Here is a 25772-nt window from a genome sequence, read left to right as displayed (position 1 = left end):
AGGAGAATGTTCATGTTAGCTGCCTTACTCCACGGGATTGCTTTAGCCTTCGGGTTAATTTTGCCTCTTGGTGCCCAAAACGTCTTTGTTTTTAATCAAGGGGCTTCGCAGCCTAAATTTAGAGGAGCCATTCCCGTTATTATTACTGCTTCACTTTGTGACACCTTGCTCATTTTACTAGCTGTTTTAGGTGTCTCTGTCATTGTATTGTCTATCCCGGCATTACAAGTAATTTTTTATTTAATTGGACTGCTATTTTTAATGTATATGGGGTGGTCTGTCTGGAAGAGTGAACCTGCAAACTTGGATGCAAAGAAAGCAGCCATGTCGCCTAAAAAGCAGATCCTTTTTGCTATGTCCGTGTCTTTACTTAACCCTCACGCTATACTTGATACAGTAGGAGTCATTGGTACAAGCTCCTTGGGGTATTCCGGTGCAGAAAAAATCGCCTTTACTGCTGCCTGTATTATCGTCTCTTGGATATGGTTTTTTAGTCTTGCCACAGCAGGCAGAGCAGTTGGCAGCTTAGATACAGAGGGGAAATTTCTGAAGCTCCTCAATAAAGTATCGGCTCTTATTATTTGGGGAGTGGCTCTTTATATCGCCGTCCAACTTTATCACATGGCTTAGCGTAATAGCCATTTTCAGTATTTATCACATGTAGAAATGGAAGTGAACATCATGTTAGAAACAAAAAAAGCTTTGCCTATTTTGTTTGTCGTCATGTTTCTCGTCATGGTTGGCTTTGGCATCATTATTCCTGTTTTACCGTTTTACGCCGAAAACATTGGGGCTTCGCCTACACAGCTAGGGCTGCTGATGGCAGTTTATTCTTTAATGCAGCTTTTGTTTGCACCTATGTGGGGACGGATCTCTGACCGTATCGGCCGCAAACCTGTTATTATGATCGGCATTTTAGGCCTTTCCCTTTCCTTTTTTCTAATGGGCTTTTCTTCTGCCCTTTGGATGCTGTTTGTGGCAAGGATCGTTGGCGGTATTTTATCCGCCGCTAACATGCCTACCGTGATGGCATATGCGGCGGATATTACGACTCCGGAAGAACGCGGAAAAGGAATGGGAGTCATCGGAGCGGCTACTGGATTGGGGTTTATTTTTGGCCCAGCGATCGGCGGCGTGTTTTCAAAAGCGAGCTTAAGTATGCCTTTTTACATTGCTGGGTTTTCTTCTCTCTTGACGTTTTTTCTCGTTCTCTTTTTATTGAAAGAATCGCTGACGGCTGAGAACAGATGTAACGGATATAAAGAGAAGCAGTCACTCCGCCAGTCTTTACGTGGACCCATATCTATTTTATTTATTCTGCAATTATTTATTTCAGTATCGTTATCTGGTTTAGAAGCGACCTTTGCTTATTACGGTGCTAAAAAAGCAGGTCTTGAAAGTGTAAACTTAGGCTATATTTTTATGATCATGGGATTCGCTAGTGCTTTTGTTCAAGGTGGATTAGTGGGCAGATTAACGAAAAGATTTGGCGAGGGCTTTGTTATTCAAATAGGCATTCTCATCTCGGCCATTGGCTTTGGGTTGATTCTGCTTACAGATAGCTTTGCCACAGCCGCTATTTTTCTAACGATTTTTGGAATCGGCAACGGCATGATTCGCCCTGGAGTCTCTGCTTTACTGACGAAAATGTCGAAGAGCGGCCACGGAAGTACCACTGGCTTGCTGTCATCATTTGACTCACTCGGCAGAATTATGGGCCCACCATTAGGCGGCTGGCTCTTTTCTCTTGCCATCGGGCTGCCGTATATTTCAGGAATCATTCTATCCCTCCTTGCTTTCATGCTATATCGCTTGTATACAAGTCGGGCGAGAAAGTTTTCTTATTAGGAGATGAAAAAAGAGCTGTCTTTGAAGACAGCTCTTTGCTTATTCAGCTAATAAATCAAGTGTATCTTTCGGTCGTTCCTCAATATCTGCCTTTCTTGTACTGGCAGGATAAGCTTTGTTAATTAGCTCCCCAAAGCCTTGCTCACGAAGAAGCTGAATGACCGCCGGAATAATATGAATTTTGTTATTTACAAGATAGTTTGTTTTCGTTTGAATCATGTCATCAAAAGCTTTACTGCGCGGGATAGCTACTTCTGCAAATACATTTTGGCTCAATAAAAGGTCCATCAGCGTTAAGTTTTCATAATCATTGCCGCCGAAGGTATGATTTCCATTATATTGATACCAGAGATCTCCATTCGGACGAACCCAGTTTAAGTTTTCAACACCAGCTTTTAATTGACGGGCTGTTGTTAAATAAGCCGTATTGTTTGTCTGTTTATAGGTTTCGAGTAAAAATCTCATTTCACCGAGCGTGTGATTAAGCGAGGCGTGAGTTTTTATTTTTGGACCGTCAGCCTTATAGTAATCAGCGATTAGATAGCTTGATGCTGTAATGGGGAGTGTATTTCCAAGCTTCTTTTGCTCAACAAGAAAATCGGCATAACGCAGATTCGCTCTTTTCAGCTGCGGAATATCTAATGACTCTGCTGTATTTTTTAAAAATAATGCCGCATTTTCATTGTGGCGCGTATCGATATAAGGAGCTGTAAGGTTATACTTATCTTTCAACCCCGAACTTGTATATTCCGTTTCAAAGATTGGTTTATTACCAGCTGTCAATGCTCCACCGGAAAGCGTATCAAGATCGGCAAGTGAATTAACAACGAGATCAAAAAAGTAACGCTCTTTGTGCTCGTTATAAGCGGTTAAGTAAACGCCTCCTTGCAGGCGGCCTACATTGCGTCCATACCCCATTTTATGAGCCGGCTCGATTGACCAAGGCAATTTTGTATAAGCACCATCTGCTGTCAGCCAGTTATTAATAGAAATATAGTCAGCAATTGTGCGCCGGAACCATTCGTCTCGATTATTCGTATTGACAAACAGCGGTTTTCCGGAAATCAGCATCCACGATTCGGAAATGGCCTTTCCTCTCACATCCATATTCATTTGGGCAGTGACTGTTTGCCCTGCTGTACCATTGATTATTTCATAACTTTCCTTTTCCTCTAATAATTCTCGAATAACAGATTGCTGTCCGTTTGGATAATTCGTTTGCCGTTGAACAGAAATATAATTCTTACCAATCATGATGTCATTTTTTAGCGTTGATCCATTCTTTACCGATAGGATACCAACTGGATGAGACGTCTTATCAACACCAAATAAAGAATGATGTGATTGATTGACTGTTCCGAATGAGGAGTATTTTACCAAAGAGTATTCATTTGCTTGCTCAAATGGCAGACTGATAGAAGCAGAGTACGTATCAGAGCCATTATGAATAAATTTTGTGAAAACAAATGTATCGCCATTATCGAGCGTACGTAATGTGACTCGAAGTGAACCGAGCGGCTTCGACGGTTGGCCCAAATGATAATAGTAATGAATGTCTTTTGATAAAATATGATTAACGGCTACACTTTTGTCATACGTAAGAGCTACGCTTTTTGTGTTCATACGTACTTTTACAGACTGTTGATCATTAATTGGAATGACTGCTTCCTGATTATCTGGAAGCTGAGGTGCTTGTCCTGGGTTTTTTTCACCATTCAGCAATCCCAACTTGTCCATCATTCGATATATAAATACAGCGGCCTCTCCCCGGGTTGCTATTTTTTGCGGCTCAAACTTATTATGATCCGTTCCTTTAATTAGGCCGTAATAACTCATCCGCTCCACAGCGGGATAAGCATATTTCCCAATCTTTGATGCATCTACAAAATTTAGCGGCTGTCTTTCGTTATAGTCTCCCTTTAACCGCATCGCCCGATCAAGCATAGCAGCAACGTCTGCTCTTGTTACAGGTGCATCAGCAAGAGCTAGACCTTTATTATTCCCGGTAATAATGCCTGCTTTTTTACCAGCTGCTATTTCATTGTAGAGACGGCTGCTCTCTGGTACATCCGGGAAGGCTGAATCACCCTTTGGTAAATCTAATGCACGGGCTAAATAAGCGACAAATTGGCCTCTTGTCACCTGGGAATACGGGCGGAACTTCCCATCTTCATAACCGCTGACAACGCCCCTTGTGTTAAGCACCTCAATCTCCTTCTTCGCCCAATGATTATCTATATCCGTAAGGGACTGGGCGGAAGCATGGATGGTAAAAATACATATAAACAACAAAACAGCCAGACTCCCTATAACTTTTCGCATAATAACTCCCTTCTATTACTCTAGTTAAATAATACAGAAAGATTATATCATAAGAAAAATTTGGTACCCGCCCATTTTAACAGCTAGCGAAAATAGAAATGCTTAAAGTTGCATCTTATCTCAATCAGTATTTTACTGATGGCGTGAATCATTCACCTGCCAACCATTCTGTTCATAAAAAAACCTTCCATGAAGGCTAGGCTTTCATGGAAGGTTCCTCGCAACCAGTATTTATCTCATCCAAAATGTTTCACGTGAAACTATTCTTCTTATTTTGTAACCGTACGAAGGCTTGCAACAAGCTCTTTTTCTTCTTGATTCACCACTTGAATGCCCTTTTTCCAGACGGAATGAACGTGGTTAACGCCGAATAAGTATTGCAATTCCTGATAGTTCTTCACGTTCCATAGCACGATATCGGCCTGTTTTCCGACTTCGAGCGAACCGATTTGTTGTTGACGATTAATAGCACAGGCAGCGTTATACGTAGCGGCTGTTAGAGCTTCTGCTGGTGTCAGTCGCATTGAAATACAAGCTAGATTCATGACGAGCGGCATGGAGGTAGTCGGCGATGACCCAGGATTGCAGTCAGTAGAGATCGCTACCGGTACCCCTGCATCAATCATTTTTCGCCCTTTTGCCGCTTCTTCCCTTAAATACAAGGCGGTTGCAGGTAATAGACAGGCAATCGTCCCTGCCTTCGCCATCGCCTTTATGCCTTCATCCGATGCTTTTAATAAGTGCTCCGCTGAAATGGCCCCCACTTTGGCTGCCAGCTCCGCTCCACCATAAGGCTCAATTTCATCTGCATGTATTTTTGGAACCAATCCATACTCTTTTCCCGCTTCTAGTATTCTTTCAGATTGCTCTGGTGTAAAAACTCCTTTTTCACAAAATACATCATTGAATTCGGCCAGCTTTTCGCTTGCCACGACAGGCAGCATTTCGTTAATTAAAAGATGGACAAATTCATCTTCCCGCCCCTTGAATTCCGGAGGGACAGCATGTGCGCCCATAAAGGTCGGGACGAGATCAATCGCATGCTGTTGCTGTAACGTCTTTATTACTCTTAATTGCTTTAGCTCTGTTTCTATATTCATACCGTAGCCGCTCTTGCCTTCTACCGTGGTCACTCCATGAGCTAAAAACGAATCTAAACGGCGAGTAGTTTGCTCTATTAGTTCTTCTTCTGTCGCTTCCCGGGTCATGCGGGCGGTCGCATGAATGCCGCCGCCTGCATTCATAATATCCATATACGTTGCACCTTCGAGACGCATTTCAAATTCCCGCTCCCGGCTTCCCCCGTACACAACATGAGTATGCGGATCAACAAGCCCCGGCGTAACCAAGTGGCCAGAAGCATCTACCTCCTCCGCTTGATCTACTCTGTCCTTATAACGCTTTGCTAGTTCCTCTGTTGTTCCGACCGACTTGATCTCTCCATCCTCGATCCATAAACTGCCATCCTCTATTAAACCGAGCTCTGACATCGCTTCTTTTGAACGCGGCCCTTTCACATCTGAAGCTAGCGTTGCCAGCTGCGCTGCATGCTTAATCCAGATTGGCTTTGTCATGACTGATCTCCTCTTTCTAACATTGGCATCTTGATTCCTTTTTCACGTGCTGTTTTCTTTGCGAGTTCATAACCAGCATCAGCATGACGAACAACACCCATTCCTGGGTCAGTTGTTAAAACTCGCTGAAGGCGAGCTTCAGCCTCTTTTGTGCCATCTGCAACAATAACGACACCCGAATGCTGGGAATATCCCATCCCTACACCACCGCCATGATGAAGAGAGACCCATGTTGCCCCGCCAACTGCATTGACCATGGCATTAAGAAGCGGCCAGTCGGATACTACATCTGATCCGTCTTTCATGGCTTCTGTTTCACGGTTAGGGGAAGCAACTGATCCGGAATCCAAGTGATCACGTCCAATAACGATCGGTGCTTTTAACTCTCCGCTCGCTACCATATCGTTTAAAATTTTGCCGAAACGGGCGCGCTCGCCGTAGCCAAGCCAGCAAATGCGGGCAGGGAGCCCCTGGAACTCAATTTTTTCCCGTGCCATCCGAATCCAGTTACATAAATGCTCATTGTCTGCGAATTCACGTAAAATGGCTTCGTCTGTTTTATAAATATCTTCCGGATCCCCTGATAAGGCGGCCCAACGGAAAGGCCCTTTTCCTTCACAGAATTGCGGACGGATATAAGCCGGAACAAACCCAGGAAAAGCAAAAGCATTTTCTACCCCTTCGTCTTTAGCTACTTGGCGGATATTATTGCCATAATCGAATGTAACGGCTCCTTTTTCCATCATGTCAAGCATCGCTTTGACATGAACGGCCATCGATGCTTTCGAACGCTTCACGTATTCTTCAGGATTGGCTTCTCGAAGTTTCGCTGCTTCCTCTAAAGACATATTTGATGGGACATAGCCATTTAACGGATCATGAGCGGATGTTTGATCTGTTAACACATCTGGAATGAAATTTCGCGCTATCATTTCTGGAAGCAGCTCTGCCGCATTTCCGATTACACCGATCGATAGCGCCTTTCCTTCTCTTTTTGCTTCTTCTGCCAGCCGAATGGCTTCATCTAATGAATTGGTTTTCACATCTGTATAGCGAGTTTCAATACGGCGGTCAATTCTCGTTTCGTCTACATCGATGGCGATACAAACACCGCCATTCATCGTCACAGCAAGCGGCTGAGCGCCCCCCATGCCGCCAAGACCAGCTGTCAGGGTAATAGTGCCTCTGAGCGTACCGTTAAAATGCTGCTTTGCGAGCTCGGCAAATGTTTCGTATGTTCCTTGTACAATCCCTTGAGAGCCAATATAAATCCAGCTTCCTGCTGTCATTTGCCCATACATCATCAATCCTTTTTGATCGAGCTCATGAAATGTCTCCCAGTTCGCATAAGCTGGAACTATATTTGAATTGGCAATTAACACACGTGGAGCATCTGTATGTGTTTTAAAGACGACAACCGGCTTACCCGATTGAATAAGCAGCGTTTCGTCCGCTTCAAGATTTTTTAACGTTTCCACAATGGCATCGAACGCTTCCCAGTTACGGGCTGCTTTCCCGATTCCTCCGTAGACGACAAGTTTATCTGGATGTTCCGCGACATCAGGGTCTAGGTTATTCATTAACATACGCAGTGCCGCCTCCTGCTGCCAGCCCTTTGTGTTTAGCTCTGTTCCTCGATAACGTTTGACTTTCTCCTTTGACACCACATTCATTTTTTCCATCCTCCTTTATTTGTTACTTTTATTTTATATTGAAAATTCTGTTTATTATTTATAATTTAATGATTATTTTATGTTTTGTTTGCAAATAATTTATTATATTCTCTATTATTATATTTTATTTCAACTTGAATTTATTTTTTGCTAGTTAGCAAAAACAGATAGTGGTTGATTTCCGCTCTAATTAGCTTCTTTATCAACAGTTTACTTCCAAAAGATAATGAACAAATAATAGTCTTTTAGAAAAGCGCTTTTTCCAAAAATAAAAGCGATTCAGTATGGACTGAATCGCTAAGGATAAAAATGAACGAGCAACAGAGAACACGAATTTTCTCAATAGCCGGAACGGTAAGCTGATGGAGTGACTGACTCATATAACTTGAACTTGGCGTTAAAATAGGATTGGTGACTATAACCTGCTAAGCGAGCTACTTCTTCCAATGACAAATCCGTTTCCTTTAAAAGTCGCTTAGCTTCTCTTAATCGCACCTGATGCAACGTATCGCGAAAGGTTTGGCCAGACTCAGCAGCAAAGCGACGACTGAGCGTGCTTTTATTTATACGAAGCGCATCTGCACAAGCAGCTAGATTCCAATTACAATCCCAATAATTCGCTTCGATTAGTTCTCTCGTCTTTTCCACAAGAGAACGCGCTCCCCCTTCTAATTGTCCACGATCCTCGTAAAGCAATTTTTCAACAAATGAGAGCAGCTCTTCAATAATTTGATACATCACCGGCTGATGGATAATTTCCTGAAATACCTCATGATAGGCCGCTTCTAGCTGAGCGCTTTGAAGTTCATGTGACTTCATATGACGGCGCACTTGTGCCAAAATGCTCGTCAAGCGGATACGGACGATCTCCGGATCAGGATAAGGCGGCTGGAAGGTTAAAAAGGCGCTTTCCATCCAATGACGAATCGCTTTTGTTTCTCTCTTTTCAAGCATTTCAATCCATTGTCGCTGTTCTAAAGGGGTTAGAAATGGGTCCATTTCCTGAGAATGTGCTGATCCGTTTTCCGCCAAAATAATATCATATCCTTGAAAGAAAACTTGTCGAGTCAACTCCCGTGTTTTCTGATAAATACTTTTGAACGACTCTTCAGAAGAAGCTGTCTGAATGACGATAGCCAATGGCTCATCCATCTGCTCTTTCCATTTAGCTAAAAAAGCTTGATACTCCTCTTTACAAACCTCAGCATCTTTTGTTTCTTGTACACATAAAATAAAATCAGATAAGGCAAAAATCCGATACCTTCCACTAAAAGCATGCTGGAGAAGCTGTTCATAGACTAATGGCAGCATGAGCGGCTGAGGGATTAAAAAAGCGGCCATCGTAATCGGACCGCCAGACTGGCGCTCTGTTAAGAAAAGGTCAAGATAGTCAACCATATCCGCATATTCATTTTTCGCATCGTCATTCAAATAGGGGGGCTCATTTCGCAATTGATAACGCAGCTGCTGAATATGTTTAATTAGGTCCAATGGAGAAAATGGGCGAAACAGGACGTCCTCCGCCCGGTAACGCAAGGCTCGATAAGCTGTCTGAAAGATTCTTTCAGAGGAAATACCTAACCAGCGAACATTTTTTTGCTTTAATGCTTCACCGAGCTTTGTTTTTTCATCCGACCATCCGTCCATGTTCAAAATAACGAACGCAACTCGCTGACTCTCCATCATCTGTTCAAATTCCTCAATAGTATTCCATGTAATAAGCTTGACTCCAGTTAGATGAGACTCAATCACCCACCGGATTCCCTGTGCCTCTAGTTTATCTTTTGCTACTAAGTGAATATCCATATTTTATCCCTTTTCCGCTTTTACCATTTCCTGACTCATTGAGCAGCGTTTCGCGGCGCCTTCTTCCTAAAGCATTTACAATTACTACACTTGAAATAGCCACGATGCCTCCAATGACAGACAACGTGCTCGGCAATTCCTTAAGCCACACCCAAGCAACGAGAATAGCAAACACCGGCTCAATATACATCATACTCGTAACCGCGCTTGCCTCACCTAACGAAAGAGCGACGGCCCATGTTACATAGGCAAGGGCGGCTGGGAAAATCCCAACATATATCGCTGCCATAGTCGCTTCTGTTGTCGCTCCCTGAATTTCTTGAAAGAGGCCAGGGAAGAAAATGAAGAAAGGCAGAGTGCCGACCCAAGTAAAATAAGCTGTCAGCTCAATAGGTTGGTAGCTGTACAAAAGTGGTTTTTGAAAAACAAAAAAAACAGATGTCGCAATGGATGCGACTAATATTAAAAAGGCTCCTGCCGAAATGTCAAATGTGGACCCTGCTGCTCCCAATGTAATGAGAAAAATACCGATGAAACCAACAAACAATCCAATCCAACCGAATAGTCCTAGTTTCTCTTTTAATACTATAACGGCTATGACTGCAGTAAACGCGGGAGCTGCCGCAATCAACATGCTGGCTGTACCCGCTGAAACCGTCTTTTCTCCGAATGTTACGCATAACTGATAAACGCTAATGCCGATCCAGCCAAGAGCACAAATTCTAATGAGGTCCTCTTTTTTCGGCAACCGGAATTGAGTGCCGGGCCACAGAGCATAAATCACAAAAATGCCTGACGCAATCAGAAAACGCAAAAGAACTAAATGGCCTGCCGAGTAACCGCCGTGTAAACTTGCACGAATAGCAGCAAATGACGACCCCCATACGATGATGGTGAAAGCTGCCATCCAAAAAGCCTTCTTATTCATAGCTTCCACCTCCAATTAATGTGTACATCGAACAAAATATCACATAAAAACAAGATCCACAACCTTGTATAACAAGGAATAAATATAGCCCACTTCACCTCAAAGGCCTCTCCCTAAAGCCAAGGAGAGGCAGCATGACAAGGCGCATAAGGCTCAAATAAATGGTTGGTCCTTGAACACGCTTCTCTTTAAAGCGTGCTCATGACAACCCCAGCAATCACAATGGAAGCGGTCGTAACCGTTGTAAATCCACCTACGAGCATGGGAGATAAAATTTCATTAAAAATGTACTCTTCTTCTTCTTTCGTTTTCCCAATACTCCGGCTTACTTCCTCACAAACTAAGTAATCGCCTGGGAAGCCGAACATTGCCGTTAAAGCCACTGGAACTCCTTTATCCATATCCCATCTCACAAGCTTGGAGCCGATAAAGCCGCCAAGAATAATGCCGATAGCCCCGATAGCAAGAATCATCATAACAGCAGGGAAATATTCTAACAGCATATCAAAAGTTACGCCATTCATGGATTGAATAATAGCGAATACAATAGCTAGCATAACAATCCCAAAAGAGTTAGATTTCTCGAGCATGCTTTGTCGATAAAAACCAACATATGTGCCAATCAGGCCAATTACTAGCGCCCAAAGAGCGTAATTGATACCCGTTACTTTATTCAAAATAACAGCCAAAGAGCCGCCGATAAACAATTGGAAAATTAAAATAGGAGCCGTCGCATACTTATCAGGAAGCCATTGCCTTCCTTTTACTTTCGTTTCCTCCTGATCGATCTCTCCACTTACAAAAGCAGCGTCACTCGTAGCAGCCAGATATTTCTCCTGATCAAAGTTTGCCGAAAGCTTTTTAGCGTACCGCCGAAGAAAAAACGATGCCAATGGCAGCCCAATCAATGTTTGCAAACCAAGAATAACAGCTGGAACCGTCACAAGAGAGGCCAAGCCTAGTTCATGCAATTTATCTGATGTGATAATGAAGGCAACGACGCCACCGCTTATTGGTCCAACACCAGAAGCAGCAATTTTATAGCCGAAGATAGGTGTAACGACTAATAAAATCGTTCCGGTTGAAATGACGATACCGATTAGTGCAATGATCACAGATTTGTATTGCTGCCTAATCATTTTCATAGGAATCAGTGTCCCCATATGCACAACTAGAGGCGCAAACATTAAAGCACCGAGCGTCGCAAGTGTTGAATGGTCCAAGAGATCTTCCGGGAATACGCCAACCCAAATGAGCACTAAGTAGCCGAATAATGCAATGGCCAGCATCGGCACCCGAGCTCTTGTTTTAATTGAGACAATTTCTCCGACAACTATTAAAGATAAAATAATCATAGTGGCAATAACCGGGTCTTTCAACATTCGTATCGCTTCCCCTTTTTCGTTTTTTAGTTTCCTTTAGAATAAATAAAACGCTTTCAATAATTAGAGCAAGGAATGTTGAGGGCATTGTCGTTTTTTCTTTTCATTGACCGCGTCTCTTTGATGGCATAGACGACTCTTTTACTGACAACATATTTTTTTAGCGATTCCAATAAAATAATTCACACCAATTTGTAATGCTTCTTCTTCAATTTTAAATTTTGGATGATGAAGCGGATAGGCTTCACCAAAGTCTGGGTTATGAACACCAATAAATTGCATGGAAGCTGACACTTTTCGAGAGAACGCCGAGAAATCTTCTCCGCCGAATAGAGGCTCTTCTACATGAATGACGTTTTCTTTGCCAACTATATTTTCTGCTACTTCTCTCGTAATGCTGACTGCTTCCTTGTCATTGACTACACTTTTGTATCCTTCATGCCAGATGATTTCATAGCGGGCGCCATGCGCTTCTGTAATTCCTTTTACAATTTGATTGACATAACCCTTTGCCTGTAAGCGGATATCATCATCGAGTGAACGGATGGTGCCGCCGAGCTCTACCGTCTCTGGAATGACATTTAATGCGCTTCCACCGTTAAATTTTGTAACGGAGATGACCGGTGATTTTAAAGCCGGCAGCTTTCTTGATACGATCTGCTGGATGTTAATGGCTATTTCTGCCCCGACCATAATCGGGTCAACCGTTAATTCTGGAGTAGAAGCGTGACCGCCGTAGCCAATGATCTTTATGTCAAAATCAGAGTTACCTGCGCACAGTACACCTTCTCTCATGCAAATCTTACCCGCTTGTTCATACGGCGTTACATGAAGAGCAAAGGCATAATCCACTTCGTCTATTACACCTTTTTCAACCAACTCCACAGCTCCCCCCGGAGGCATTTCTTCAGCGTGCTGAAAGATAAACCGAATCTCTCCGCTAATCTCTTCTTTCATTTCAGAGAGCGCTTTTGCAGCCCCTAATAGCATAGAGGTATGGGCATCATGTCCACACGCATGCATGACTCCTGGATTTTTAGATGGAAAGTCAATATCAGCTTCTTCTTGAATTGGAAGCGCATCCATATCGGCGCGAAAAGCAATGACAGGCCGCTTTCCTGCAGACGGTTTTGATCCTTTCAGTACAGCGAGGACACTTGTTTTTGTTGGTCGTGTCACTTCCAATCCAGGAAAGCTTGTTAAATGGTTATACACGTATTCGGAAGTTTGGATTTCTTGAAAAGAAAGCTCCGGGTTTTCATGAAGATGTCTTCTCCATGAAATTACTTCCTCTTTTAGTGAAGCTTGTTTCACTGGCATAAAAAATTCCTCCTCACCCACTCTTGGATAGTACAAATTCTTTTAATTTTTCCGTATAATCAGTTTATTCAGTGGTGTAAACAGGATGTCAATAGGCTTTTTAATCAAAGTTTCAATAAAAACGTGGAGTATACTCCACGTTTTACATTAGCGGATCACCAGGAGGAATAGCGGTATGAAAATTGGAAGCTTCGCCAAAAGGTTTGATGTCTCGATCGATACAGTGCGCTATTATATTGAGCTAGGTCTCTTAATCCCCGAAAAAGAAAAGACCCAATATGACTTGAACCAAACTTGTCTAGAGGATATGGCTTTTATTCACGAATTAAAGCAATTTCGATTTTCCTTGAAGGAAATTCACAAAATATTATCACTTAAGCGTTTAACCAATAGCAGTGATAATGAGGATACGAGCTACTTTACAAATCTTCTTCTTGAAAAAAAAGCTGATTTGAGGGCGGAAATAGAAGAAATGTCCAAAGCTATTCATTTAATTGATGACAAACTTCACTCCAATGCGAATAAGCTCCCAGAGCAAACTAAAATAGGTGTTCCCTTATTTTTTGTTCCTTTATTTTATTGTCCTCATTGCCGCCAGTTATTGAACTTAAAACAGGCTTCTATGTACGGACATTATATATACGAGGGGGTGCTGTCCTGTTCGTGCAGCTATCAGGCCATCATTAAAGAAGGAATTCTTCGGACAAACCAAATTAAATCTTCACCTAATAAATACTCTATTTATGAAATCGATGTGAAAAAGTGGAACCCAGGCTTCGTTAGCCTGCTTGAAAAAGGGAAACTGTGGATGATCAAAGAATTAATGCGCCACCCTTTAGCTCATAAAGTCATTGTAGAAACCAATATCGAAGTCTCAATGCTTTTGCCTAAACACTTATCATCCCTTTCTGACAAAGCCTACTACATTTTTACTTGCCATTCTTTGGAGATGATTGAAAAACTAAAGAAGAAGATCGAGAAACACAATCCGAATTTAGCCGTTTTATATATCGTAAATAGTGATCTTCGGCTCCCGCTGAAACATGAATCTGTTGACTTCTTCATTGATAGCACATCATTTACTCAGTTTTCTTTAATTTATAGTGAGTCGCCATTTACGATTTTAAGACCTTACTTAAAAGAAAATGCCCATATTATAGGAAGCTTCGCCTTCTATGACGATTCCTCCCAGTCGTTAAAGAATATCCGGGCGATTTACCCTTCTTCTAATTCTCATGCACTTCATCTTGATTACTTGGAAAAAGGAGTGAAACAAAACAACCAGACCATAACGAAAAGAGAGGACATCGGCTATACAGAAGAGCCTGGGAGCTACTTCATTTATCATGAGCCAGGTGAAAAAATGAAATTAATTAACTATATAGCGAGTTGTCCTTAAATAGCAGTCAGCTATCAGGATGCTTGGTTAGTTCTAATAAGTTTTATATAATAAGAGAAATATTTGTATTTTTATAAAAATAATGTGTCATGGGGGTTTTCTTATGTTTAAAAAGGGGTGGGCTCTTCTCTTTTTAGCGCTGCTGCTCACAGCCGCTTCGGGGTGTGCGAACAGCGGACAATCGGCTTCTAAGCCCGATAAAAAAACAGAACTGGTCATTTCTGCTGCAGCTAGTTTAACGGACGCACTCGATGAGCTCCAATCTTCATTTGAGGATGAACATCCAGATATAGATTTAACCTTTAATTTTGGAAGTTCCGGTAAATTAGCTCAGCAAATCGAACAAGGTGCTCCGGCAGATGTTTTTTTATCTGCGAGCAACCAGGACATGGACAAGCTGCAGGACAAAAACCTGATCCAAAAGGATTCGCGTCTTGAATTTGCTAAAAACTCACTTGTTCTAATTGCGAAAAAGGAGCAATCCATTCCGATCTCTTCCTTTGAGGAAATCACTCTAAAGAAAATGGATCATTTAGCTATGGGGGAACCGGAAAGTGTGCCCGCCGGCCGATATACAAAAGAAGTGCTAGAGCATTTAAACATATGGGAATCGCTGCAAAACAAGTTAGTCTTGGGTTCCGATGTCCGTCAGGTTTTGACTTATATCGAATCAGGAAATGCTGACCTAGGCGTTGTGTATGCCAGTGACGCGCTAACATCCGATAAGGTAAAAGTAGTGTCCAAAGCTAAATCCGAATGGCACGAGCCAATTGTCTACCCGGGGGCTATTACTTCTCATTCTGAACACGCCAAAGCAGCCAAATTATTTTTAGATTATCTTACTAGTACAGAAGGGAAAGAAGTGTTACACCAATATGGATTTAACTAAAAAAGACGAGGAAGGAAAGGCTCATGAATGATGTACATTACTCACCCTTGTTTTTGTCGTTAAAAGTAGCAGCTATCTCTACCTCGGTTGTATTTATTGCAGGAGTATTATTTGCCCATCTGCTTGTGCGGAGGAATTTCTTTGGAAAAAGCTTTCTCGAGTCATTTTTCCTCCTTCCTCTCGTTTTACCGCCAACCGTTGTCGGCTTTGGCCTGCTCGTTCTCTTTGGCAAAAATGGATGGATAGGGAGCTGGCTTTTAACTTGGTTTGATATCCAGGTCGTCTTTTCTTGGATAGGCGCTGTTATTGCTTCTATCGTCGTTTCTTTTCCGCTTATGTATCAAAGCGCCGTTGCCTCCTTTGAAAGTCTAGATCCTAGATTAGAAAACGCCGCACGAACGATGGGAGCATCCGAATGGAGAGTATTTTGGACGATCTCCTTTCCGCTAGCCTGGCCAGGGCTGCTTGCCGGATTAGTTCTTTCTTTTGCAAGGGGTCTGGGAGAGTTTGGCGCCACTTTGATGCTGGCAGGCTACATTCCTGGAAAAACAGACACCATTCCCATGGCCATCTACTTTGCTGTTCAATCTGGCCACATGGAAACGGCGACCTTTTGGGTAACGATCATTGTAGCTCTCGGATTCAGCACTATTATGTGGTTAAACTGGTGGACAAAACGCAATGTTCGTCGTTTTGCTAAAGATCATACATAAGAGGAGATTAAGATGCTTGAAGTGCAAATTCGAAAAAAGCTATCTCATTTCACTTTAGATGTTAGTTGGGAAATGGATAATGAAATTCTTGTTCTGTTTGGGCCATCTGGTTCTGGAAAAACGACAATCTTAAACAGCATGGCTGGGCTTACTCATCCTGATTCCGGCTTTATTACATTAAATGGCCAGACTTTTTTTCATATACAGCATAAACCGCTTTCCCCCCGGAAGAGAAATATCGGCTACCTCTTTCAAGACTATGCTCTCTTTCCACATATGACCGTAGAAAAAAACATCCGCTACGGCGTAAAAAAGAAAGCAGCCAATCACTCTTCGTTCCGGATTGAACAATTATTGAGCGTACTTGGAATTGGGCATTTGCTAAAAAAGTATCCCCACCAAATTTCAGGCGGCGAAAAGCAGAGAGTCGCACTCGCCCGTGCACTCGCAACTGAACCATCCTTTCTACTGCTTGATGAACCTTTGTCTGCTTTAGACCAAGAGACACGCATAGAATGCCAAAATGAACTGCTGCGCCTTCATCAAATTTGGCGCATTCCATTTATTATTGTGACACACGATATGAATGAAGCTGAAAAACTGGGAGATACCATTCTTTTTTTGGAAAAAGGAAAAATTATCAAAACGGTCAATCATCCGCATAAGAAATGGCCTGCTGATGATTAACATACATAAAGGATTATAGAGAAAGGAGTTTTCATCATGAAGCTTAATTTTGTTAAAGCGAGCCCTTCACAAAATATGACGGTTCTCATTACAAATTACGTTGCGCCTGTTCACTATGCTGAAATTGCCAACACCATCATGGGCTACGAATACCTTAACGCGGAACAAGTTGGCTTTATTGTGCCGCCTAAGATGAGCGATTCCATCCTGCGATTGGAAATGTCGGGAGGAGAGTTTTGCGGCAACGCCGTTTTATCCGCTGCTGCTTATTCCTGCTATAAAGGGTTAAGCGACAAAAAAAACTTTTTCCTAGAAGCTTCCGGTACGGAAACACCACTTGCCTGTGAGGTAAAAGTAAAGTCCCCTTCTCACTTTGAAGCAAGAGCGGAAATGCCTCACCCTCTTTCTATCAAAGACATGTCCATCCAATTGGATCGCAATATGATTCACGGAAGCGTCGTGCAATTAGATGGGATCACTCATTTTCTAACGGATCATTGGCTTCATGAAGAAGAGTATGAGTCAGTGCTAGAGGAACTGACCGGAAAAATTGACGACAAAGCGATTGGCATTATTCCTTATAAAAAATTGGCGGAACAGGACTATGAAATCCGTCCTTTCGTTTACGTGGAGGAAACCGGCAGCAAGTTTTTTGAACGGGCTTGTGGCTCTGGAACGCTCGCTTTAGGCGTCCATTTAGCTCAAGAAAACCAAGACCAGCAATTAACCGTCCATCAACCAGGCGGCATTATTCATGTAGAAACAGGAGAGAAGAATTCAATCTCGACAAACGTCCGCTTTACTTGTGAGGGAATTGTTGAATTTGATCCATTCTTTTAAATGGGCTCTATTAAAGGGAATGTTGTGTTTTAAAAATTGATTAAGAAAGCGCTCGCCTGCAGCGAAAGTCAACAAGAGGGTAATTTAAATAAGGAACAAGCCTTTCGCTTCTCCCACAAATTTCATCGAGAACCCCCTTATACTTTCACTTCTTCTACTTATACTAATAACACGTGAAAGCGTACATTTTTATTATGCAGGTGGAGGAGAACAATGAGAAACAAAGCGAAAAACTTTCCCGATGATAATATGACTGGAGAAGGCGGAAAAGCACGTGCTAAAGCGAAGTATGCCTCTAAACGGGCGAATGGTACGACGAATACTCATCCGCAGGAACGAATGAAAGCCTCTACTGACCGAACAACAGAATCTTAACCCCATCTATTTAAACAACAAAAAGCAGGAGGAAAGCCCTCCTGCTTTTTTGTTGCCTATTAATCATTCTCTACAGGATCTAAAATAGGTTCATGATGCTCCTTCTTACCCATTGCCTTATCGATTAGAGCCCCAAGGATAAAGCCGACAACGGCAGGCACAAACCAGGAAAATCCATTTGTACTAAAAGGAAGGACAGAAACGAGGCTGCTTAAAGCTTCAATCTGTAAAACGCTGCCTAATGTTTCGAATAGACTGACAATAAATGTTAACAGAATTGCTCCTCTGTAAGCTCCTGAATTCGGAATATACTTACGGAATACACCCAAGAACACTAATACAATCGCTACCGGGTACAGCGCTAAGAAGATCGGCATCGCATAATTAACAATTTTCCCTACACCCATTGTTCCGATAACGATACCAGTAATACAAATAATAAGCAGCCAAACCCGATAGCCGATTTTACCATTTGTCAGCTTTGTCAAGAACTCAGCAATAACAGCGATAACTCCAATCGTAGAAGTTAAACACGCCAGAGCAATAGCAATCGATAAAGCAACGGTTCCAGTACTGCCTAACAATGTATGAACTAATTCTGAAACGAGTGCTGTATCGCTAATGCCTGGTGCAAACGTTCCGCTGCCTGATGCTCCGATATAAAGCAATCCTCCGTATACAATGAGAAGGCCTAATCCTGCTATTAACGTACCGGTAATCGCTAATTTTCTTGCTTGAACTCCTTTATAACCGTAGCTTGTAATAGCCGCTATAAAAATAGGAGCACAAAAAATCCCGGTCACAATATCACCTGTTTGATAAGCACTAATAAATGCATTAGAGAACGGCGTTTGTAAGTCCGTTGCCGCTGGTGTTCCAATTGGATCAAAAATCCCCTTGCCTACAACTGCTAAAAGAATAATAACTAACAGCGGTGTTAAGATCTTACCAATTTTATCAATAACATTTGATTCATCCATCGCAAAATAAAAGCTGATGGCGAAGAAGATAATAATGGTTAAGATAGAAGGAACTTGAGGAAATAAAGTTTGAACGCCTAGCTCGTGAGTAGTAGCGGCCATCCGCGGAATCGTAACAAGCATACCAATCCCAACCATAAGCAATAGGTTAAAAACCTTATAAAACCAAGGGCTGATTGGTCTCGTTAACTCTTCAAATTTCCCGCCAGCATTCAAGATTGCGATTACAGCTAGTAAGGGAAGAATAATACCCGTAACCGTAAATCCGGCAAGTGCTGGAACCCAATTCGTTCCTGACACATTTCCGATAGACGGCGGGAAAATCAAGTTGCCTGCTCCAAAATATAGAGCAAATAAGGCAAAGCCCAATATGAGGCTATGTTGCAACATTTTGTTCATCTTGTTGTTTGCATCCTTTCTTCCAATTTCACCCTCCGGGAAATCGTTTTCATTTCCACCGTCAATTGGCTCATTTTGTATGAGCTTAAATCGGTGATTTTCAGCTTATTTTATACTTTTGCAATTTTCGTGCCAAAAAACATATTTTGTACGCTCTTTATTATTTATACCTAGTAACACTTTGTTTTTTCATTATTAAGAAGGCTCTAAAGGAATATTTTTTATCAAAGCAACTTAAAATATCCTGGGCTAAAGGTAAAAATTTTATCCCCTTCATAAAAATATTTTTACTAAAAATCAAAATGTACACACATAAAAAAATGGATGATCATTTTCATCCATTCTTTAATATTTCCTTCACCTTAATAATAGCTTCCTCCATTCTTCCGATTTCCTCATAGGCGTAAGAAAGCCGAATAGTCGGCTGACTGTCATTGTAAATAAAGCCTGGGTTGATTAACACCCCATTGTTTAGGCAAGTTCGGAAAAATTGATGCATATTCACCTTTTTATGTAAGGAGACCCAGATGAAAAAACCTCCTGTGGCAGCACGCCACGTTGCATACTCGCTTAAATGAAGACGCAACAACTGAAGAAGAAACTCTCTCTTTTCCTTTAAACGGATTCTTACTTTTTGTAAATGCTGCTCATACAGCCCCGAACTAAGCAATTCTCTAACTAAAGCTTGAGATACGTAGCTTGATCCATAATCTGTTTGCATTCTGACATCGCTAAGGCGTTTAATGACATCTTCCGGGCCCGCAAGCCAGCCAATCCGCAAACCAGGATCAATCGTTTTTGAAAAACTGCCTACATATAAAACCTGCCCGAATGGATCTAGCGTTTTTAAAGGTGCTGGTGCTCGTTCGTCAATCCATAAATCTCTAAATATATCATCTTCAATAACTGGCAATTGAAAGTAACGGCACTTGTCCATCAATACTTTTCTCTGTTCGGATGACATTGTCGTGCCTGTTGGGTTTTGATAAGTAGGGTTCACATAAAGGGCCGATGAACCCTTTATAATTTTTTGTCGAAAAAGCTCATCAATATTCAAACCATTTTCACCGACTGAGATTGGCTTGATGGCTATTTCGGCCGTTCGGAATAAATTAACGGAATGTAAATAAGAAGGGTTTTCCAAAAATATAGTGGAGCCTTTTTTCAATATGCCGACCGCAATAAGCGTTAAAGCTTGCAGAGCACCGGATACGATCAGGATGCTTTCTGGAGCGGTGAATACTCCGTACTGTTGCATGTGCTTGCTAATCTCAATCCGCAAGCCGATATCACCAAGCCCATTTCCGTATCCAAACTGTTCTAGTTGGCTTGAAACCCTTGTCAAAGCAGTTGCTATTTCTGCTTTAGGAAACAAATCGGGTTCGAGCTCTCCTTTACTTAGTTGAATGAGATCTTTTCTGCTTTCCAGCTCATTGATTGTTTGGACAGTATGATCACTTGGGGGCTGCAGGGACCACTGAGTGAGATCCTCCCAATCAGGAGGAGAAATAGCAGCCGATAGCGACCACCTATTATTCACTACGTATATGCCACTTCCTGCTTTTCCCTCAAGCAGACCTTCCGCCTTTAAAATTTCAATCGCTGTAATCACCGTACTTCTATTGACACGGAACTGCTCTGCTATGGCACGCTGGGTAGGGAGTTTGCTGCCAATCACCCATTCCCCTTGATTTATTTTCTCGCGAATCGCATGGACAATCTGAAGATAACGAGGCATCTTGCTCAACTGAACGTCTCCTCTCTGCTTACAACCTGCTTTTGTTGGTTTTTTTTCTGATCGATTGGTTGGAGATTTCCATTATCCTTCACTCTATTATAAATTTACCACTAATTTTAATAAATGAGAGGAACGGAGATCATGATGAATTGGAGAATAGCCATTGCCTACAGTGTGACGATCATAGCGTGGGGTTCCGCTTTTCCAGGAATTAAAATTGCCTTACAATCTTACAGTCCTGAGCACATTGCTCTGCTGCGGCTGCTAATTGGCTCGTCCGGGCTTATTGTATTTGCAGTGGTCAAAAAGATAAGAATGCCCGATTTAAAAGATGTACCCGCCATTTTATTGCTGGGTTTCTTAGGATTTACAGTCTATCATACTGCGCTGAACATAGGTGAAAAAACAGTCAGCGCTGGAGTAGCCAGCTTATTAATATCCATTACGCCCATGTTCTCCGCTGTTCTAGCTGCTATTTTTTTGAAAGATCGTTTTTCTAAAATGGGATGGATCGGTTCCCTAATCGCTTTTTCGGGAGTAGCCGTCATTTCAGTAGGGAATGGGGGTTCATTATCAGCTGTTGCGGTCGGAGTTCTACTTATCTTAGTTGCGGCGGCAGGAGAAAGTTGTTACTTTGTTTTTCAAACGAATTATTTAAACAAGTATGGATTTATCCCATTTACGATTTACACGATCTTATCCGGAGCTTTCTTTATGTTGTTCTTTTGCCCTGGAACAGTCACAGAAATCACACAGGCTGCCCCTTCTTCAACCTATGCCTTAGTATACTTAGGGCTCATTCCAACGATTGTTCCGTACTTTGCGGTTGCCTATCTCATTTCAAAAGCAGGGGCCGCAGAAGCAACAAGCTCTCTTTATTTAACTCCAGTCGCCGCTATGATCATTGCTTGGATCTGGCTCGGGGAGATTCCTTCCTTCCTTTCGCTATTCGGCGGCATCCTGACTTTAGCTGGTGTCAGCCTTCCTCATTGGAAAGAAAAAGAAGAGCCGCTTCTGCCAGCTAAACAGGACAGCATCGAAAGCAAAGTTTAAAAGTGTGTAAAAAAGGGAGCAGGAAAGAACCCCCTGCTCCGGGAATGCTATTTTTGCTTTGTCCTTGCGATCGGGCGCAAAATAGCGTCCTGTTAACCTCTCAACCCACCTTATTCCTAACTGAATAAATTATGTACTCTTGAATATTCCAACAAGAAAATGAACTCCTCTTGCCTGGTTTATCCTTCCTCTATTCTCTAAGTATTCAGGACTTTTCTTGGTTTCTCCCTATATTTGGTGCAATTCTTGCATAGAAATAGGACACAGACCCGAATAGGGCTGTATTTTAGGAGGGATAGTTTGTCGTTAAAAAAGAAAGTCATCATTGCGGATGTTTCCCTAGTTGGAATCGCACTTGGCTGGGGGTATAGCTTTGTCCTGACAAAAGACGTATTAGCTGAAATGACGCCTTTATATTTTATTAGCACAAGGTTTCTTCTTGCTGCACTGATCCTCTTATTATTTAAGTGGAAAGATATTAGAAACATGCCAAAGCAAATGTGGAAATACGGCATTGCTAGCGGAACCGCTTTATGGGCAGGATTCATCTTACAAACATTAGGAATTGAGTTGACAACTCCCGGCAAGGCTGGAGTCTTAACCGGAACCATGGTTGTGATCGTTCCCTTCCTTTACTTTTTCTGGTCAAAGGTAGCCGTTCAAAGAGGAGCTGTATTAGGAAGTCTGCTTACCTTTCTAGGTCTTATCATCCTTTCCTGGGACGGCAGCTGGGCAGGTGTCAACCTCGGTGATATTTTGGCATTCCTTTGCGCCTTCTTTTTTGCCATTCACGTTATATTAGTGGATCGTGCCTACAAAAAAAATGAATCGGTTGATTCTCTCAGTTTTATCACAATTCAACTGTTCATTGTAGGGATATTTAGTTTGCCGTTTGCCGTTTCGCTGGAGCCGCTGCCGTCACTTTTATCTCCTTACGGCTCGTACGCCTATACGTTTGACTTGTTAATCGGAACGCTGTTAGCTTACATTGTTCAAATTAAAGCCCAGCAGTATTCTCCCCCCACTCACGTAAGCCTGCTTTTATCACTTGAGGCTGTCTTTGCCTTCTTACTGTCCTGGCTGCTTTGGGGAGAAGCCTTAACCTTTAATACAGTACTTGGGATTTCTCTTATTTTAGGCGGCATCTTTATTACGGAAGCATTTGATCTTTTTCGGAAACCGAGATCATTAGAAGAGTTAAAACAACCTTCTTCTTTTTAAATCGCTAAAATAGTTCAAGGCGGCAGTCTAAAGCAGAGACTGCCGCCTTCATTGATTAAAGGACATTCTTATTTTACTTTCTTTGGCCAGAAGCTGTATTTTCCTAAAAGAACGATTAACGCCGGTATTGCAACTGGACGAACGATGAACGTATCGACAAGAACTCCGATCGCGACAGCAAATCCAAAAGCACGAAGCTCCATGACAGGCTGAGTAATTAAAACGGCAAATGTAGCAGCTAGAATAAGACCAGCAGATGAGATAACACCGCCTGTTTTTCCAACTCCCTCCCGCACAGCCTCTTTAATTGGCAAACGTTCTTTTTCTTCGCGAATACGTGAAATAAGCATAATCGAGTAATCGACTCCAAGCGCTACTAAGAAAACAAAGGTATACAATGGGATGCGGTAACTAATACCCGCATAGCCAAGCATATCTTGGAAAAAGAATACGGTAAATCCCAGAGCGGCTCCGAACGATAACAAAATAGTTGCCATCATATAGACCGGCGCTACTAATGATCGAGTTTGAATCCCAAGCATCACCATAATTAATACAGTCACAAGAGTGATGATTCGGATTTCATCCCCATGGCTGGCACTGCGAATATCTGCATTTTGTGCCGTCTCACCAGCAATTAATAGTTTTGCGTGATGGATGTTGCTAGCCTTTAATAGTTTATCCGCATCATCGCGCATGTTTTCAATATCATCAAAGGCTTTTTCCGTATAAGGATTACTTTTTAATACAAGATTAATTTTCGCCACGTTTTGATGATTCTCAGCGTATGGATGACCTTGTATTTCTGCTTTGGCTACACTATCCAAACGTCCTAATTCCTCTGTTAAACTCTGCAGCTGCTCCGGTGACAAATCCTCTTTTGCCTTCACGATTACCGTGCTTGGTGCAATGTCACCAGCAGAGAAGGCATCGTTTAATTTATTGTAGCCTTGAATGGACGACATTTCTTTCGGAAATGAATCTAACAAATTAAATGAGTAATGAACATGTCTCGTCATGGAAGTAAAAAAGACAAGTATCACGACGATGGGGATTAAGGAAATCCACGGTTTTTCGGTTACGAAACGACCAAGTTTGTGCCAGAAGTTTTCTTTATCAGACAGCTTAATCGCGCGTTTACGCGGATTCGATGGCCAGAATGATCTTTCGCCTGCGATCGCGAATAAGGCGGGCATTAGCGTTAACCCGGCAATTAACATAATCGCTACAGCTACGGCAAACACAGGGGCAAAGCCGCGATAAGATTCGTATACTGCGAAAAACAATGTTAACATACTTAAAAATACAGTGCCGCCACTGAAAACAATTGGCTCCTTCACAAAGTTCAAAGCATTTTTCATCGCTTTATTCACAGACAGGCCTTTTTCCAGTTCTTCTCGGAAACGAGAAAACAACAATAAGGAATAATCCGTGATCACCGCAAACAACAAAATCATCATAATAGATAAGGATTGGCTGTCGATTGGAAACCACTCATACTTTCCCATTAAACCGAGCAGGCGATCTACGACTGAGTAGGCAATGCCCGCGCCAATCAACGGGATAAACGCTAATAACGGTGAACGGTAAATGACAATTAAAATAACGAAAATCAATCCAACTGTCGCAAGGATTAGGACAACATCAGCTTTCGAAAACATTTCATACGTATCTGCCATGATTCCTGCAGGGCCGGTGAAATAAGTCTCTATGTTAGCCGGTATCTCTTTTGCTGTTTCTTTTTTTAGCTGGTCCATTGTGTTTTTAACTTCTTTATTTTCCATTCCTTCAGGAAACAGCACTGGCAAGAAGAACGTGGTTTTATCTTCTGAAAAGAAGGATGCGCGTGCTGGCACCGGCATTTTAGATAACGGAATAACAGTCAAATCTTCTTTCGCTTCATTCATCACTTTTTCAATATTCGTGATGGCTTTTTCAACGTCCTCATCCTTCAAGCCTTCTTTGTCATAAACAACGACAAACAACGGCACGCCGTCAGATGACGGAAAAAACTTCTTTACTGCTTTTTCTGCTTGAATAGAGGCAGCTGTTTCCGGCAGCCCTGCATTCTTATTTGGTGAGGTTTGCTCTTTAGCTCCCGGGGCAAAACTAGAAAGCACGGTCGCCGCAAGAAGCCAGACTAATAAAATAACAAACCAGCTTTTTTTCTCTTTTATCACGTTCAGCATGCTTACTTGCCTTCTCTCGTATCAATCATAAATGTTGTGAGGATGAAAATCCCAAAGCTGATTAACAAGATCGTACCGCCAACGATATAGAAGACTAAAGCGAACGTTTCATTGATATTAAATGGCTTTAAGGCGTTCAACCACATACCGACTGTCAAACCAATTGAACCGATTACGGCTGTCCAGCCATGAACAGCTACTAGTTTTGCAGATTTAACGGTGTAGACACGATAGAAGATCCCCCATGCAAAGACGGATAACCAGCCTACTACTAAAATGTGGGCATGGATTGGACGGAATTGATAGCTCCCCGATCCTGCCATGTGCGAACCTAGTATCGCCCCGATTAAGCCAAAGATGGCCGCTAAACGTATTAATCGTAAACTCCATTTTTTCTCCATTTTGTTAACCTCCATACATTTTTATCTCTTTGAAG

General features: G+C 42.2%; 21 protein-coding genes. 10 read left to right on the top strand and 11 right to left on the bottom strand.

From position 1 onward, the window contains the following. Nucleotides 1-12 precede the first annotated feature (12 nt). Together AC623_RS00675 and AC623_RS00670 are read left to right on the top strand one after the other, a co-directional pair. Nucleotides 13-630 carry a LysE/ArgO family amino acid transporter gene (locus AC623_RS00675; protein WP_049659501.1) on the top strand — a complete coding sequence of 206 codons (618 nt, stop codon included), beginning with the start codon at nucleotides 13-15 and terminating at the stop codon, nucleotides 628-630. 51 nt (nucleotides 631-681) lie between these two features. Next, nucleotides 682-1848 carry an MFS transporter gene (locus tag AC623_RS00670; protein WP_049659499.1) on the top strand — a complete coding sequence of 389 codons (1167 nt, stop codon included), beginning with the start codon at nucleotides 682-684 and terminating at the stop codon, nucleotides 1846-1848. A 39-nt stretch (nucleotides 1849-1887) separates the two neighbouring features. Here the strand turns inward: AC623_RS00670 and AC623_RS00665 are convergent, their stop codons facing one another. The 7 genes from AC623_RS00665 to AC623_RS00635 all read right to left on the bottom strand — a co-directional run bounded on the left by AC623_RS00665 (nucleotide 1888) and on the right by AC623_RS00635 (nucleotide 12853). Then, entirely contained in the window at nucleotides 1888-4170 is a 2283-nt protein-coding gene (locus AC623_RS00665) for an S-layer homology domain-containing protein (protein WP_049659497.1), read from the bottom strand. Between the two features lie 269 nt (nucleotides 4171-4439). Continuing rightward, entirely contained in the window at nucleotides 4440-5744 is a 1305-nt protein-coding gene (hutI, locus tag AC623_RS00660) for an imidazolonepropionase (RefSeq protein ID WP_049659495.1), read from the bottom strand. Beyond that, complete coding sequence (gene hutU / locus AC623_RS00655) at nucleotides 5741-7417, bottom strand: urocanate hydratase (protein WP_049659492.1); 1677 nt, start codon at nucleotides 7415-7417, stop codon at nucleotides 5741-5743. Before hutU ends, hutI begins: the two co-directional genes overlap by 4 nt. Nucleotides 7418-7756: 339 nt before the next feature. Further along, nucleotides 7757-9223: a helix-turn-helix transcriptional regulator gene (locus AC623_RS00650; protein ID WP_049659489.1), complete on the bottom strand. Its 1467-nt coding sequence runs from the start codon at nucleotides 9221-9223 to the stop codon at nucleotides 7757-7759. Next, entirely contained in the window at nucleotides 9195-10151 is a 957-nt protein-coding gene (locus AC623_RS00645) for a DMT family transporter (RefSeq protein WP_082174290.1), read from the bottom strand. Before AC623_RS00645 ends, AC623_RS00650 begins: the two co-directional genes overlap by 29 nt. Nucleotides 10152-10339: 188 nt before the next feature. Beyond that, nucleotides 10340-11533 carry a hypothetical protein gene (locus AC623_RS00640; RefSeq protein ID WP_049659487.1) on the bottom strand — a complete coding sequence of 398 codons (1194 nt, stop codon included), beginning with the start codon at nucleotides 11531-11533 and terminating at the stop codon, nucleotides 10340-10342. A 141-nt stretch (nucleotides 11534-11674) separates the two neighbouring features. Next, complete coding sequence (locus AC623_RS00635) at nucleotides 11675-12853, bottom strand: M20 metallopeptidase family protein (RefSeq protein ID WP_049659485.1); 1179 nt, start codon at nucleotides 12851-12853, stop codon at nucleotides 11675-11677. Between the two features lie 175 nt (nucleotides 12854-13028). Between AC623_RS00635 and AC623_RS00630 the strand changes: the two genes are divergently transcribed. The 6 genes from AC623_RS00630 to sspK all read left to right on the top strand — a co-directional run bounded on the left by AC623_RS00630 (nucleotide 13029) and on the right by sspK (nucleotide 17756). Then, nucleotides 13029-14252, top strand: coding sequence for a MerR family transcriptional regulator (locus AC623_RS00630; RefSeq protein ID WP_049659483.1), 1224 nt, complete (start codon nucleotides 13029-13031; stop codon nucleotides 14250-14252). Nucleotides 14253-14355: 103 nt separating this feature from the next. Next, nucleotides 14356-15141, top strand: coding sequence for a molybdate ABC transporter substrate-binding protein (gene modA / locus AC623_RS00625; protein WP_049659482.1), 786 nt, complete (start codon nucleotides 14356-14358; stop codon nucleotides 15139-15141). A 23-nt stretch (nucleotides 15142-15164) separates the two neighbouring features. Continuing rightward, the gene (gene modB, locus AC623_RS00620) at nucleotides 15165-15854 is read left to right on the top strand and encodes a molybdate ABC transporter permease subunit (RefSeq protein ID WP_049659480.1); all 690 of its coding nucleotides are present in this window, start codon (nucleotides 15165-15167) and stop codon (nucleotides 15852-15854) included. 12 nt (nucleotides 15855-15866) lie between these two features. Beyond that, nucleotides 15867-16541, top strand: coding sequence for an ATP-binding cassette domain-containing protein (locus tag AC623_RS00615; protein WP_049659478.1), 675 nt, complete (start codon nucleotides 15867-15869; stop codon nucleotides 16539-16541). 36 nt (nucleotides 16542-16577) lie between these two features. Next, nucleotides 16578-17381 (top strand): hypothetical protein, encoded by an 804-nt coding sequence (locus AC623_RS00610; RefSeq protein WP_049659475.1) that lies wholly within the window; start codon nucleotides 16578-16580, stop codon nucleotides 17379-17381. 213 nt (nucleotides 17382-17594) lie between these two features. After that, complete coding sequence (sspK, locus tag AC623_RS00605) at nucleotides 17595-17756, top strand: small, acid-soluble spore protein K (protein ID WP_049659473.1); 162 nt, start codon at nucleotides 17595-17597, stop codon at nucleotides 17754-17756. A 59-nt stretch (nucleotides 17757-17815) separates the two neighbouring features. Here the strand turns inward: sspK and brnQ are convergent, their stop codons facing one another. Next, nucleotides 17816-19135 (bottom strand): branched-chain amino acid transport system II carrier protein, encoded by a 1320-nt coding sequence (brnQ, locus tag AC623_RS00600; protein ID WP_049659471.1) that lies wholly within the window; start codon nucleotides 19133-19135, stop codon nucleotides 17816-17818. Between the two features lie 334 nt (nucleotides 19136-19469). After that, nucleotides 19470-20873 carry an aminotransferase-like domain-containing protein gene (locus tag AC623_RS00595; RefSeq protein ID WP_231603567.1) on the bottom strand — a complete coding sequence of 468 codons (1404 nt, stop codon included), beginning with the start codon at nucleotides 20871-20873 and terminating at the stop codon, nucleotides 19470-19472. A gap of 144 nt (nucleotides 20874-21017) precedes the next feature. Between AC623_RS00595 and AC623_RS00590 the strand changes: the two genes are divergently transcribed. Together AC623_RS00590 and AC623_RS00585 are read left to right on the top strand one after the other, a co-directional pair. Next, nucleotides 21018-21926 carry a DMT family transporter gene (locus tag AC623_RS00590; RefSeq protein ID WP_442853547.1) on the top strand — a complete coding sequence of 303 codons (909 nt, stop codon included), beginning with the start codon at nucleotides 21018-21020 and terminating at the stop codon, nucleotides 21924-21926. Nucleotides 21927-22226: 300 nt separating this feature from the next. After that, the gene (locus tag AC623_RS00585) at nucleotides 22227-23147 is read left to right on the top strand and encodes a DMT family transporter (RefSeq protein WP_049659466.1); all 921 of its coding nucleotides are present in this window, start codon (nucleotides 22227-22229) and stop codon (nucleotides 23145-23147) included. Nucleotides 23148-23215: 68 nt separating this feature from the next. Here the strand turns inward: AC623_RS00585 and AC623_RS00580 are convergent, their stop codons facing one another. Together AC623_RS00580 and AC623_RS00575 are read right to left on the bottom strand one after the other, a co-directional pair. Continuing rightward, nucleotides 23216-25336: an MMPL family transporter gene (locus AC623_RS00580; RefSeq protein WP_049659464.1), complete on the bottom strand. Its 2121-nt coding sequence runs from the start codon at nucleotides 25334-25336 to the stop codon at nucleotides 23216-23218. A 2-nt stretch (nucleotides 25337-25338) separates the two neighbouring features. Next, on the bottom strand, nucleotides 25339-25737 hold the full coding sequence (locus tag AC623_RS00575) for a hypothetical protein (RefSeq protein ID WP_049659462.1): 399 nt from the start codon (nucleotides 25735-25737) through the stop codon (nucleotides 25339-25341). Nucleotides 25738-25772 lie beyond the last annotated feature (35 nt).

It is taken from the genome of Bacillus sp. FJAT-27231, assembly GCF_001183975.1.
GTDB classification, from domain to species: domain Bacteria; phylum Bacillota; class Bacilli; order Bacillales; family Domibacillaceae; genus Pseudobacillus; species Pseudobacillus wudalianchiensis.
This window is presented reverse-complemented; position numbering and strand designations above follow the sequence as displayed.

What these genes read in the sequence shown, in the direction of transcription:
- AC623_RS00675 (WP_049659501.1), top strand. Translation starts at nt 13, where the DNA reads ATGTTAGCTGCCTTACTCCACGGGATTGCTTTAGCCTTCGGGTTAATT.
- AC623_RS00670 (WP_049659499.1), top strand. Translation starts at nt 682, where the DNA reads ATGTTAGAAACAAAAAAAGCTTTGCCTATTTTGTTTGTCGTCATGTTT.
- AC623_RS00665 (WP_049659497.1), bottom strand. Translation starts at nt 4,170, where the DNA reads ATGCGAAAAGTTATAGGGAGTCTGGCTGTTTTGTTGTTTATATGTATT.
- hutI (WP_049659495.1), bottom strand. Translation starts at nt 5,744, where the DNA reads ATGACAAAGCCAATCTGGATTAAGCATGCAGCGCAGCTGGCAACGCTA.
- hutU (WP_049659492.1), bottom strand. Translation starts at nt 7,417, where the DNA reads ATGAATGTGGTGTCAAAGGAGAAAGTCAAACGTTATCGAGGAACAGAG.
- AC623_RS00650 (WP_049659489.1), bottom strand. Translation starts at nt 9,223, where the DNA reads ATGGATATTCACTTAGTAGCAAAAGATAAACTAGAGGCACAGGGAATC.
- AC623_RS00645 (WP_082174290.1), bottom strand. Translation starts at nt 10,151, where the DNA reads ATGAATAAGAAGGCTTTTTGGATGGCAGCTTTCACCATCATCGTATGG.
- AC623_RS00640 (WP_049659487.1), bottom strand. Translation starts at nt 11,533, where the DNA reads ATGTTGAAAGACCCGGTTATTGCCACTATGATTATTTTATCTTTAATA.
- AC623_RS00635 (WP_049659485.1), bottom strand. Translation starts at nt 12,853, where the DNA reads ATGCCAGTGAAACAAGCTTCACTAAAAGAGGAAGTAATTTCATGGAGA.
- AC623_RS00630 (WP_049659483.1), top strand. Translation starts at nt 13,029, where the DNA reads ATGAAAATTGGAAGCTTCGCCAAAAGGTTTGATGTCTCGATCGATACA.
- modA (WP_049659482.1), top strand. Translation starts at nt 14,356, where the DNA reads ATGTTTAAAAAGGGGTGGGCTCTTCTCTTTTTAGCGCTGCTGCTCACA.
- modB (WP_049659480.1), top strand. Translation starts at nt 15,165, where the DNA reads ATGAATGATGTACATTACTCACCCTTGTTTTTGTCGTTAAAAGTAGCA.
- AC623_RS00615 (WP_049659478.1), top strand. Translation starts at nt 15,867, where the DNA reads ATGCTTGAAGTGCAAATTCGAAAAAAGCTATCTCATTTCACTTTAGAT.
- AC623_RS00610 (WP_049659475.1), top strand. Translation starts at nt 16,578, where the DNA reads ATGAAGCTTAATTTTGTTAAAGCGAGCCCTTCACAAAATATGACGGTT.
- sspK (WP_049659473.1), top strand. Translation starts at nt 17,595, where the DNA reads ATGAGAAACAAAGCGAAAAACTTTCCCGATGATAATATGACTGGAGAA.
- brnQ (WP_049659471.1), bottom strand. Translation starts at nt 19,135, where the DNA reads ATGAACAAAATGTTGCAACATAGCCTCATATTGGGCTTTGCCTTATTT.
- AC623_RS00595 (WP_231603567.1), bottom strand. Translation starts at nt 20,873, where the DNA reads ATGCCTCGTTATCTTCAGATTGTCCATGCGATTCGCGAGAAAATAAAT.
- AC623_RS00590 (WP_442853547.1), top strand. Translation starts at nt 21,018, where the DNA reads ATGAATTGGAGAATAGCCATTGCCTACAGTGTGACGATCATAGCGTGG.
- AC623_RS00580 (WP_049659464.1), bottom strand. Translation starts at nt 25,336, where the DNA reads ATGCTGAACGTGATAAAAGAGAAAAAAAGCTGGTTTGTTATTTTATTA.
- AC623_RS00575 (WP_049659462.1), bottom strand. Translation starts at nt 25,737, where the DNA reads ATGGAGAAAAAATGGAGTTTACGATTAATACGTTTAGCGGCCATCTTT.